The sequence below is a fragment of the Ferruginibacter sp. genome (genome assembly GCF_049840995.1).
In the GTDB taxonomy this organism is placed as follows: domain Bacteria; phylum Bacteroidota; class Bacteroidia; order Chitinophagales; family Chitinophagaceae; genus Ferruginibacter.
The window spans coordinates 2,065,464-2,078,009 of sequence record NZ_JASGIP010000003.1 but is presented as its reverse complement, the minus strand read 5'-3'; the positions used below and the strand labels follow the sequence as shown (position 1 = coordinate 2,078,009).

Annotated in this window: 9 protein-coding genes; 5 read left to right on the top strand and 4 right to left on the bottom strand. The window is 44.9% G+C overall.

All coding sequences use genetic code 11. The features are described 5' to 3' along the window. Positions 1-139: 139 nt before the first annotated feature. Together QM738_RS10645 and QM738_RS10640 are read left to right on the top strand one after the other, a co-directional pair. A complete protein-coding gene (locus QM738_RS10645; protein WP_462276676.1) occupies positions 140-685 on the top strand; it encodes a hypothetical protein in 546 nt (181 codons plus the stop codon). Continuing rightward, positions 682-5,847, top strand: coding sequence for a T9SS type A sorting domain-containing protein (locus tag QM738_RS10640; protein ID WP_462276675.1), 5,166 nt, complete (start codon positions 682-684; stop codon positions 5,845-5,847). Before QM738_RS10645 ends, QM738_RS10640 begins: the two co-directional genes overlap by 4 nt. Positions 5,848-5,913: 66 nt before the next feature. Here the strand turns inward: QM738_RS10640 and QM738_RS10635 are convergent, their stop codons facing one another. Then, complete coding sequence (locus QM738_RS10635; protein WP_462276674.1) at positions 5,914-6,522, bottom strand: DNA-3-methyladenine glycosylase; 609 nt, start codon at positions 6,520-6,522, stop codon at positions 5,914-5,916. 55 nt (positions 6,523-6,577) lie between these two features. Here QM738_RS10635 and QM738_RS10630 point away from each other — a divergent pair, with 55 nt between their 5' ends. Together QM738_RS10630 and QM738_RS10625 are read left to right on the top strand one after the other, a co-directional pair. Further along, entirely contained in the window at positions 6,578-7,363 is a 786-nt protein-coding gene (locus QM738_RS10630; RefSeq protein ID WP_462276673.1) for an EI24 domain-containing protein, read from the top strand. A 34-nt stretch (positions 7,364-7,397) separates the two neighbouring features. Further along, complete coding sequence (locus tag QM738_RS10625; protein ID WP_462276672.1) at positions 7,398-8,099, top strand: SAM-dependent methyltransferase; 702 nt, start codon at positions 7,398-7,400, stop codon at positions 8,097-8,099. Positions 8,100-8,104: 5 nt separating this feature from the next. On the opposite strand, the gene QM738_RS10620 is transcribed toward QM738_RS10625, so the two are convergent. Further along, entirely contained in the window at positions 8,105-8,536 is a 432-nt protein-coding gene (locus QM738_RS10620) for a hypothetical protein (RefSeq protein ID WP_462276671.1), read from the bottom strand. 22 nt (positions 8,537-8,558) lie between these two features. Then, positions 8,559-9,944 (bottom strand): M20/M25/M40 family metallo-hydrolase, encoded by a 1,386-nt coding sequence (locus QM738_RS10615; protein ID WP_462276670.1) that lies wholly within the window; start codon positions 9,942-9,944, stop codon positions 8,559-8,561. A 163-nt stretch (positions 9,945-10,107) separates the two neighbouring features. Here QM738_RS10615 and bshA point away from each other — a divergent pair, with 163 nt between their 5' ends. Beyond that, complete coding sequence (bshA, locus tag QM738_RS10610; protein ID WP_462276669.1) at positions 10,108-11,226, top strand: N-acetyl-alpha-D-glucosaminyl L-malate synthase BshA; 1,119 nt, start codon at positions 10,108-10,110, stop codon at positions 11,224-11,226. Here the strand turns inward: bshA and QM738_RS10605 are convergent. After that, positions 11,223-12,545: a murein hydrolase activator EnvC family protein gene (locus tag QM738_RS10605; protein WP_462276668.1), complete on the bottom strand. Its 1,323-nt coding sequence runs from the start codon at positions 12,543-12,545 to the stop codon at positions 11,223-11,225. The two genes, bshA and QM738_RS10605, sit on opposite strands and share 4 nt — an antisense overlap. Position 12,546: the final 1 nt, after the last annotated feature.

Here is a 12,546-nt window from a genome sequence, read left to right as displayed (position 1 = left end):
TTTTAAACGGATATTTTTCAGGCCCCCTGATCAACAGGGGGCCTTTTTTATTATCTACTCAAAATTGAGTACGTGTTAACACAAACAAAATTTCAGTTCGTATCCAAAATTTGCTAATTTTATTCCACAACCTTACTGATTGAGAAAATCTCTAACAATACTTATTGTATCACTCCTGTTTTTTTCACAGATAGGTTACCGGTATATCTACCTCATTCAGCAATTTGAATTAAAAGAAGCAGCAGAACAGCAATTACTGGCTGGTTTGCGTGATGACCAGTTGGAAAAGATCGACGCTACTGCCAACGAACAATATATTGACTGGGAAGAAGAGGACAAGGAATTTTCCCTGCATGGCCAGATGTATGATGTGGCAAAGAAAAAGACGGTTAATGGCAGCACCATTTTATATTGCCTCAACGATAAAAAAGAAGAACAGTTACTCACCAATCTTGCTAAAACCGTAAGGTCTTCCACAGATGATAACAGCTCCAACAAAGACGGCAAACACACTGTAAAAGCTGATTTTCACGATTTTACATTGATCGCCCACAAAACAATTCCTGCACTTGGTTTTGTTGCCAACTTATATCCACCGTATACAGTTTCCTTACATACTGTTGTTAAAGAAATCAATACACCTCCTCCGGACGTGGATTATATACTTCAAATTTTAATTTTATGAAACATGTGTACAAAAGTTGTTTAGCTTTTTTAATGGCTATTTCAACCTGCGTTTTAATTTTAAGCAGCTGCCATAGTAATGGTGAGGCCATGGGCGAAGAAGAGGAAGATGAATATGATGGCCCTGATAAAGCTGCGCAGTTTGAGATTGAGCGTACAAAAGATCTTTCAACCGGTAGGGTTCCCTGGGAGAAACTCAGGATAGCTATTGAACAAACCGAACAATCCAAATCATCTTCATCCAATCTCATCAATGCCCTTTCGTGGATTGAAAGAGGCCCGAATGGTGATTTTGCCGGCCCGCAGGGTAACGGCCGTCAGAACAACGACCAGACCGGTGGCAGGATACGTGCTGCCATGGTTGACCTGACAGATGCCACTCAAAAAACAGTTTGGGTTGGTGGTGTGGATGGTGGACTCTGGAAGACCACCGACATTACTGCAACACCCGCCAACTGGACCCTTGTCAACGATTTTCTTGCAAATCTTGCTGTAGCCGCTATCTGCCAGGATCCACGTCCCGGCTTTCAGAATATCATGTACTTCTGTACCGGCGAATCTTACTTTAATGCCGACGCTGTAAGAGGTGTGGGCGTGTTTAAAAGTATTGACGGCGGTAATACCTGGAACTTCTTATCCAGCACTTCCACCTATCTTAACGGAACAAGGATACTCTGCGATTTCCAGGGTAATGTGTACCTGGGTACACGTGGCAGCGGTCTGCTTAGATCCACCGACGGAGGAACTTCCTGGACCAATATCACGCCTTCCGGGCTCACCAGCGATATATGCGATCTTGAAATAAGTTCCACCACTGCTGCAGGCCGCCTGCACGTAACCACAGGTATATTCAGTGGTTCCGGTTATCGTTATACAGATATTCCTTCTACCGTTACTTCCGCAGGATGGACATCTGCCACCACACCTTTCACTACTTTCAGTCAAAGAACAGAAATGGCCATTAGTGGCAACACACTGTATGCCTTACCCGCTAACGCCAGTTACCAGGTACCTACTATCTGGAAAACAACCGATGGTGGTGCTAACTGGGCGTCCACCACAGGCCAGCCTGCAAGCGGCTGGGCCAGCGGCCAGGGATGGTATTCTCTTTCTGCAGCTATCAATCCAGCCAATACCAACGAGTGTATTGTGGGAGGCCTGGATTGCTATAAAACATCCGACGGAGGCAGCACCTGGCCCAAGATATCTGCATGGGTAACAGGCGCCGGTTCCAGCCAGTATGTACATGCCGATCAGCATAATGTACAATGGTGGGATGGTGGTACAAAGCTCTTGTTCACCAATGATGGTGGCGCCTTCTTCTCATCTGATGGAGGAACCACCATACGCGACAGGAACAAAGGTCTAAGACTGAAACAATTTTATGCACTGGCTATACATCCTACCAATCTCAATTATTTTATTGGTGGTGCACAGGATAATGGCGTACACCGTTTGAACCATCCGGGCCTCGACAGTTCTATTGAGGTATATGGAGGTGATGGTTGTTTTGTTGCCATTGATCAGAACGAACCGCAATACCAGTTCGGCTCTTATGTATACAATGTTTACCGGCGCACTACCAACAACGGTGCAAGCTGGACCACTCCGGTGAACCTGGGTACCAGCGGTACCAACGGCCGCTTTGTGAATCCTTTTGATTATGATAATGTGGGTAATAAATTTTATGCCTGCTACACCAGCAATAACTATTTACGATGGGAAGATCCGCAAACGGGTGGTACCACTACGGTAGTGCCGCTTACGGCATTGGGTGGTAATATCTCTGCCGTACACGTATCGCCGTATACAGCCAACAGGGTGTATTTTGGTATAGGTACTGGAGGTATCATAAAAGTGGATGGTGCAGATGGCGCTACCCCGGTAGGTACCAGCATCAACACTGGTTCGGGTATGCCAGGGGGTTATGTTAACTGTGTGGTTACCGGATCTGACGATCAGCATATCATGGCCACCTTTACCAATTACGGTGTTCAGAATGTATGGGTTACCAGCAATGGCGGCACTTCATGGACTGCAGTGGATGGTAACCTGCCCGATATGCCGGTGCGCTGGGCTCTATTTCACCCGGATGATGATACCAAGGCATTTATTGCAACGGAAACAGGTGTGTGGGAAACCGACCTGCTGAACGGCGCTTCTACTGTATGGACCGCCAATGCCACTTTCCCCAATGTAAGAACGGATATGATCAAGTACAGGGCATCTGACCGTACCATTGCTGCGGCTACGCATGGCCGTGGTATATGGAGTTCGACGATACCTTCGGGTTGTACAACCGCTACCATCGGTTCACAGCCTTCCAACGCAACTGTTTGTGCCGGTAACAATGCCAGCTTCACTATCACCGGTACCGGTACAGGTTATCAATGGCAGGAAAGCACCAATGGCGGCGGATCGTGGGGTAACATCACCAATGGTGGTATCTATGGCGGCGCCACTACTTTAACCTTAACACTTACCGGTGTTACCGCTGGTATGAATAGTTACCAGTACCGTTGTGTTGCCACCGGCTCCTGTGCGCCTACATCAGCTACTTCTAATGCAGGTATCTTAACAGTGAATGCGGCTACCGTGGTAAATACGCAACCTACCAATAAAACGATCTGCGCAGGCGCCACTACTACCTTCAGTGTAGCGGCCACAGGCGCTTCTTTAACCTATCAATGGCAGGAAAGCACCAACGGTGGTGGTTCCTGGAACAATATTACCAACGGCGGTGTGTACAGTGGCGCTACAACGGTTACGCTTACACTAACTGGTGTAACTGCAGGTATGAACAATAATCAATACCGTTGTGTTATCGGCAGCGCCTGCAGCCCGCTCAATTCAGCAGCTGCAATACTCACTGTCAATACAGCTCCGGCCGTTACTGCACAACCGGGTAATACCTCCATCTGTGCCGGTAATTCGGCCAGCTTCAGCGTTACCGCTACGGGTGGTGGACTGACTTACCAATGGCAGGAAAGTACCAATGGCGGTGGTACCTGGAATAACCTCACCAACGTGGCGCCTTATTCCGGCGTATTAACAGCTACGCTTACCATCAACCCAACTGTTGTTGGTATGAATACTTATCAATACCGTTGTATCATTTCAGGCAACTGTCCTTCACCGGCCACTTCCAATGCTGCCACGCTTACTGTGGGAACGGCCTTGTCCATCACATCCCAACCGGCCAGTTCGGTAGTTTGTGCAGGCGCCACTACCAGCTTTACGGTGGCCACTTCGGGTACAGTGATCAGTTACCAATGGCAGGAAAGCACCAATGGTGGCGGTACCTGGAACAATATTACCAATGGTGGTGTGTATAGCGGTGCCACTACCGTTACACTTACTTTAACGGGTGTTACAGCCGGTATGAATAATAACCAGTACCGTTGCGTGGTAACAGGCAGCTGTCCTGCAATAAATTCTGCAGCAGCGATACTTACAGTTAATACAGCACCTAATATCACTGCACAGCCTGCAAGCAGTACCATCTGTTCTGCGCAGAATACTTCTTTCAGCACCACGGTAACGGGCACATCGCTCAGCTACCAGTGGCAGGTAAGCACTACAGGTTGCGGAGGCCCGTGGACAGATATTGCGAACGGTGGTGTTTATGCAGGTGCTACTACCAATACACTTACCATTACAGGCGCACCCACCACCATGAACGGCTACGCCTATCATTGTGTTATTTCCGGAACCTGCGCACCGGCAGCTACCACCAGCTGTGCTACCCTTACAGTTAATACACCTGTAGCCATTACAGCACAGCCTGCTGCTTCAGTAGTATGTGCCGGCGCTACCACCACATTCGGTGTTACCGTTACAGGCACTACCCCTACCTATCAATGGCAGGAAAGTACCAATGGTGGCGGTACCTGGAATAATATTACCAATGGCGGCATCTACAGCGGCGCTACAACGGCTACGCTTACACTAACAGGTGTAACAGCCGGTATGAGCAGTTACCAGTACCGTTGTATAGTAACCGGCGCCACTTCCTGCGGCGTAGTAAACTCTGCTGCCGCATTGTTAACTGTAAATACAGCTCCGGCTATTACCACACAGCCGGTTGCAGGTACTACAATCTGTGCCGGTCAAAACACTGCTTATACTGTAGGTGCTAACGGAACAGCGCTTACTTATCAATGGCAGGTAAGCACCGATGGCGGCGCCAATTACAGCAACCTTGCCAATGGCGGCGTTTACTCAGGCGTTACCACCAATACACTCAGCATTACTGCAGCAACAGTTACTATGAATACTTACCGCTACCGTTGTATAGTAAGCGGTACCTGTACACCATCGGTAACCAGCACGGCAGCAGTACTGACCGTTTATACACCTGTAAGTATTACCACAGCACCTGCAAATGCAGTGATCTGCGCTACAGGCACCACCAGCTTCAGCGTGGTTGCTGCGGGTACTACCCCTACCTATCAATGGCAGGAAAGCACCAACGGCGGTACCAGCTGGAATAATATCACCAATGGTGGTATTTACAGCGGTGCTACTACCACCACGCTTACTTTAACAGGTGTTACAGCAGGTATGAATAATTATCAATACCGCACTGTAGTGAGCGGTACGGCTCCATGCGGGGCAGTAAATACAGCAGCAGGCATTTTAACAGTAAGCGCACAGCCTACTGTAACGTTAACCGCTGCTCCTTATACCAAATTGTTACCGGGTATGACAACCACTATCACTGCTTCTGTAAATCCTCCTACAGGCTTTACTACGGTATGGACCAGGAATGGTGCGCCAATAAACGTTACCGGTAATTCAGTAACAGTAAGTGTAAATGAACTGGGTCTGTATACAGTGGTTGCTACCATTGGTTCCTGTATCTCGGTTCCTGCTAATATCACCATTAGTGATTCTGCAAGTAATAAGCTCTTTATTTATCCAAGTCCAAACGACGGATTGTTCACTGTTGCTTATTACAACCCGGGAGGTGGTGTCACCAAACAGATCGTGACCGTGTACAGCGCCAAAGGCGAAAGAGTATACACCAACGAATTCGCGGTTACACAGGCTTACCAGTTGCTTAAGATCGATATGAGGAAAGACGCCGCCGGCGTGTATTATGTAGTGCTGAGCGATGCAAATGGCAACGTAATTAAAAGGGGTGAAGTGTTAGTACGATAGTCGTACTGGTTTAGTTATAGTTTAACTCCCGTTTGTTTAAACGGGAGTTTTTTTATGCCTCCAAGATTATTTATTGGGATAACCGCTTACAAATTTGTTGCCTTTTACAAAAAAGCGGTAAGGATAATGGGCTGCTTCGCCGGCGCCTTCCACGCCAATGCGTTTGCTGGCGCCTATTGCTTCAGGTGCATACACAGTATCGTCATCGCAGATGAATATTTTACTGCCCAGCAAATTAAGCCCCGAATGCTCTTTAGAAATGCCCAGGGCCTTGCCTACATTGCCCGGTCCTTTGGTCAAGGTATTATCCAGCTTTGCCTTGCCCGTCCGTTTCAGCATGGTCTCAATACCGCTCAATGGCTCTACGGCCCTTACCAGCACTGCATCGGGGATATTCTTTTTATTGGTGGTTACATTGAATAAATGATGCATGCCATAGCAGATATACACGTAACTAATGCCTGCCACATCATACATATATTCGTTCCTCGCCGTACGTTTACCATTGTAAGAATGTGATGCCCTGTCGGTGATCGCAATATAGGCTTCGGTTTCTACAATTCGCCCCGAAGTGGTAACACCGTCGAACTTTGTAATTAATATTTTACCTAATAAGTCACGGGCAATCTGCAATACATCTTCCCTGTCGTAAAATTCACCGGTTAACTTCTTCATTATATCTTTAACTTTAAAGCTAAAATAATTAAACTATAGCCATTACCCCCGTTTCATGCTCAAAGAAATCATTATTGCTATACAGGCCTATTTTCAAACCCACCGCTTCATTATCAAGCACCGGTTATGGAAATGGATCCTGATCCCCGGCTTCATATATACCATACTCTTTTGTGTGGGGATGTACTTTTTCTGGAAATCGAGCAGTTATGCTATTGATTTCATGCTGTTAAAGACCGGTATAAAAGAATGGATCCAGAAAATGGAAAGCAGCTGGCTGAGCTGGCTGGTGATATTTGCACAGATAGTACTGAACCTTGTTTTAATGCTCTTTTATTTTTCACTGTTCAAATACCTGTTCCTTATTATCGGCTCGCCCTTATTTGCTTATTTAAGCGAAAAAACAGAAGCCATCATGGAAGGCAAGGACTTTCCTTTCAGTTTTTCTCAACTGTTGAAAGATATCATCAGGGGCATTAAGATCGCATTGCGCAATATGCTCTGGCAAACGGTGTATGCTATATCTATTTTCATACTGGCATTTGTGCCGGTAATAGGATGGATCACGCCTTTGATTGCACTGATGGTGGAATGTTATTATCTTGGTTTTTCTATGCTGGATTACAGCTGCGAAAGACATAAATTGTCCACCAGCCAAAGCATTGCCTTTATCGGTAAACACAAAGGGTTAGCCATCGGTAACGGGCTGGTATTTTCTGTAATGCACCTTTTACCCATTGTAGGTTGGGTACTGGCGCCCAGCTACGCAGTAATTGCAGCCACCATAAGTTTGTATGGCAATAAAGACGAAGGCACTGCACTCGTTGGGCCTGTAGCATAGCATAGAATACACTTAAAAATTTAAACAACAAAGCATGCCGGTAAGCACCGTATATTTAGTTCCCTGTGTGCTGGATGAAACAGCCACCCAAACCATTCCGCTTTATATAATTGATGCAGTAAAAGATTGTGCAGTGATATTTGCCGAAAATGAAAGAACAGCCCGGCGTTTTTTAAAAAGCATCTGCAAAGAAATTGTGATCGACGATTATGAATGGTTCACTATTCACAAAGCCGAAGATGAACTGGTGCATTCTTTTAAACAAAAAATAACAGTAGGAAAAAATATCGCCATCATCAGCGAAGCAGGCTGCCCTGGTGTTGCCGATCCGGGCCAGGTGTTGATCGGCGTTGCGCAACAAATGAATGCGGTAGTAAAACCCTTAGTGGGCCCCAGTTCCATCTTGCTCGCACTCATGGCAAGCGGTATGAACGGGCAGCAATTTGAATTTGTAGGTTACCTGCCGATTGATAATGCAGAAAGGACCAAATGTATAAAAGAGCTGGAAGCAGCATCAGCAAAAAACAACAGCACTAAAATTTTTATTGAAACACCTTACCGCAATAACCAGTTGATAGAAACTGTTTTAAAAACCTGCAAACCTTCCACCCGTTTTTGCATTGCAGCAGAACTTACTTCCGCAAATGAATCTGTAAAAACAAAAACAATCGCCGACTGGAGGCAACAAAAAACCGACTTTCATAAAAAGCCGGTCATATTTTTATTGCAGGGTTGATCCAATTACTGGTTGGGCATCTTTTCCATCTTGTACACAAAATACTTGGTATCGCCCCGGAAAAAAAGTTTGGTGTAATATTCCTTGTAATACAACTTTACTGCCACCCGCTGATCTAAATGAGTGATCTGGCTGGCAACACTATCATCCGCAACAGAAAAATTCCATTCTTCATTGGGCGTGGTGGTATTGCCAATATTTACAAATCCTGTTTTTAAAATGCCTTCATTGGTTTTAAAAATATAGCCCTTGTGCAAGAATTTATAAATGTATCCTATCCTGTCGCCTGAACTGTACACCAGTACAGCGGCCAGCAGGTAACTGATGCCAATGTATAATATGAAAGCGATCGCCGCAAATAAAAAGAACTTGCGCAAAAAGCGTTTGCCCCAACTTGTTTTTTGTACTGGTGTAACTGCTGGTTTTATGTCTTCCATTATTATTTTTTTTGCAAGATAATTATAATCCGTATTTATCAACCAAATATACCATGGCAGCCATTACAGCAGCACCCAAATGCAATTCCTGCTCATTCACATTTTCAAATACATCAATGGCCGAATGATGAAAATTAAAATACCGTTGACCGGTGGTACTTAAACCAAACTGTGCTGTTTTAAAATTTGTCTGCAACGGCCCTATATCGGCACCTTCTCCGCCGCCTTCGCTAAAAGAGAATTTATCTGCATCATAAGGTGTAAAATATTTTGCCCAGGGCGCCACTTTTGCAAATTGTTCTTTCGTCATACCACAGCCAAAACCGCGGGGATATTCCGAACCACCGTCGCTTTCCATCGCCATGATATGTTTTTCCTTTTGCAGTTTTGCATCATCAGCATATTTCGCACCGCCCCTGCCGCCATTTTCTTCATTGGCAAATAACACAATGCGTATCGTGCGTTTAGGTTTATAACCAATTGCTTTTAACACACGCAGCACTTCAATACTTTGTACCATGCCTGCACCATCATCATTAGCGCCTTCTGCAGGATCCCAGCTATCCAGGTGTCCGCCAATTGTGATCACTTCATCCGGGAATTCTGATCCTTTTATCTCTCCTATCACATTATGCCCTACAGTATCTGCTAACATTACGCAATTGGTACGTAAATAAAAATCCGCATTCTTATAACCGGTTTTTATATAATTGCTCAGCCTTGCTGCATCAATCGTACTGATAGCGGCCGCAGGAATTTTTGGAAAAGAATCATTGTAACGCAATGCACCAGTATGCGGATTATTATCAGTAGCCGCTGTAACCGAACGAACGATCACTGCGAGCGCACCATACCTTGCTGCTGCCGATGCGCCACCACTCCTGTAGCGTACCGCATCTCCATAAGCGCCCCTGAGCAATGTTTTATTAAAAGGATAATTAAAGAACACGATCTTACCTTTTACTTCATCCTTGCGTTGGTTCAGTTCATCAAAATTCTTTACCTCGATAATTTTAGCCAGCACACCTTTGTCGCCTGTGCCTGTAGCATTACCGATCGAAAGCACATTGAAAACCGGGTCGCCGTTTTTCTTTGCTGTACGGAAACCGGCTTCCTCTTTTTTCCCTCTTACCCAATGCGGTACCATGCATTCCTGAAGCCTGACATTTTCTGCGCCAGCTTCTTTCAACGTTTTTACACCCCATGCTTCTCCCTTGTACATACCGGCGCTGCCGCTCAGCCGCTGTCCCACTGTTTTACAAAGCACACGCAGGTTGCTATAAGCTGTACCATTGAACAATACTTCGTCCGATATCTTTTTGATCATCACAGAATCTTCATCCTGCGAAAACGCCATATTACTGATGAATACGAAGGCTGCAACAGCTGCAAATTTTATTTTTCTCATACTATTGGTTATTTAACAAACTTAATAATTTATCAGCAATGCCGGAAGGTTAATATACCCGATTTCGAAAACACACAATACATGAGTGGAGTGCAGGATGAAAGATAAAACCCTAACTTGCAGCCTGCCGTTTAAAACGGGTTCACTGTTAAACTCTCTTTGTATGAATATTGGAATTGTTTGCTACCCTACATTTGGCGGAAGCGGTGTGTTGGCTACAGAGCTTGGTAAAGCACTGGCGGATAAGGGGCATAATATTCATTTCATCACCTACCAGCAACCCGTAAGGCTGAGTGGTTTTCATGCCAATATTTTTTACCACGAGGTAAGGGTACCCACCTATCCTCTTTTTGATTATCCACCATACGAAACAGCACTCGCCAGTACCATGGTGGATGTTATCATCAATAATAATGTGGAGTTGCTGCATGTGCATTATGCCATACCGCATGCTGCTGCTGCATACATGGCCAAGCAGATATTACTGAAGCAGGGTAAAAAGATACCTGTCATCACCACGCTGCACGGTACTGATATCACTCTCGTGGGCAGGGATAAAACCTACAGCCCCGTAGTTACTTTTTCCATGAACGAAAGTGATATCCTAACTGCTGTATCGCAGAATTTAAAAGAAGAGACCTATAAAAATTTCGTGATAGAAAGCGATATTGAAGTGATACACAATTTTGTGGATGTAAAAAGGTTCAATAAAAAACCGGTGGATGCATTCAGGAAAATAGTGGCACCCAATGGAGAAAGGATTTTAGTACATGCCAGTAATTTCAGAAAAGTAAAACGGGTGGAAGATGTAGTGAAAGTGTTCATGAAAGTGATTGAAAAAATGCCCGCCAAATTATTATTACTGGGCGATGGACCTGAAAGGCCTTATGTAGAAAGCATTTGCAGGGATTGTGTACTCAGCGATAAAATTAAATTCCTGGGTAAGCAGGAACAGATGGAAGATATATTGCCCATTGCCGACCTGTTTTTACTCACCAGCGAATACGAAAGCTTTGGTTTGGCGGCGCTGGAAGCAATGGCTGCAGAAGTACCTGTCATTTCCACCAATGCAGGAGGTTTGCCCGAAATAAATATCAATGGCTATTGCGGTTATATGAGCAATGTAGGCGATGTGGATGATATGGCTGCTAACGCACTGGCCATTCTTAAAGATGATGCAACGCTTTTACAGTTCAAAGCAAATGCACTGGCGCAGGCTAAAAAATTTGATATTGATAATATAGTGCCAGTTTACGAGGCTTTGTATAAAAAAGTGATCTAACGGCGGCGCAGCCATCTTTCCGGGTCCTGAAAACCCTTTTCATCATTGATATAAAAATCAACAGATCCAACACCATCCAGGTTAGCAGCAGCTTTTCCAACTACCTGGCCACGTTGTATGGCCTGTCCGCGCTGTACCGATACATTCGACAAATTGCTATAGGTGCTGAAGTATTTACCATGCTGTACGATCACCACCTGCATCTCATCCACGTATACAATATTCGATACCGTACCATCAAATATGGCTTTTACAGGCGTGCCGATATCTGTAGCAACACTTATCCCGTTACTTACCAGTACAGTACCGCTGGGCAATGTATTTGAGCCAAAATGCATCAGGGTATAACCTTTATCCACCGGCCATGGAAGCGAACCCCTGTTATTGATAAAATTAGCATTCACTGCAATATTCTCCGGGTTCAGCAAAACACTTTCAGGCGCTTTTTTAGGCTCTGTTTTTTTAGGGGCATTGTTCGCTTTAGGTGTGGAAGCAACAGGGGCGGTCGGGTTATTCTTGGCTGCATTGGCCCTTTCGGCAGCCAGCCTTCTCTCTTCTTCTTCTCTTGCTTTTTTAGAAGCAAGGTTAGCAGCATCGATCGCTCTTTTAATAGCGGCAGCAATGGCATTATCCACTTTTTTAAGCTGCTTCCTGGTGGCCGCCATCTTATCGTTCAGTTGCTTGCCCTGTTTTTTTAATTCGCTCAATATCCTGTCTTTTTCTTTCTGCTCCTTTTCCAGCACCGCCATCTCTTTATCTTTCGATTCCAGCACCGTACTCTTTTTTTCTTTGGTGCTGCTCAGTTCTTCTATTCGTTTTTTCCTCAGTTCCTGTGTACGCAGAATATTCTGCCCCTGCATTTCCCTGTAATTGCGGTAGCTTTTTAAGTACGTGATCCTTTTTATAGCATCATTAAAACTGGAAGCGGAAAAAATAAAATTCAGGTAATCATAATTACTCCTGTTCTTATAAGCATATACCATGCTCTTTGCATATTCCTGCTTTAATGTATCGAGTAATTTGTCGTAGCGGTTGATATCACGCTGCGTCGTCACCAAATTATTATCCAGCAGGTTGATGTCACGGTTGATATTATCAATGATACGGTCCTGTATATTCACTTTATCATTGATCAGTTTCCACTGTACCAGGTTCTCTTTTGATTTTGCCTTGTTATCACTCAGCATTCTTTCAGTTTGCTCCAGTTCTTTTTTCAGTTCCTGCTTTTGCTTTTCAAGGTCTTCACGGGTTTGCGGTGGCTGTGCCATTACAACGCCGCCAAGCGTTACAAGTAGAAATGTGAAAAATGCTTTTACCATA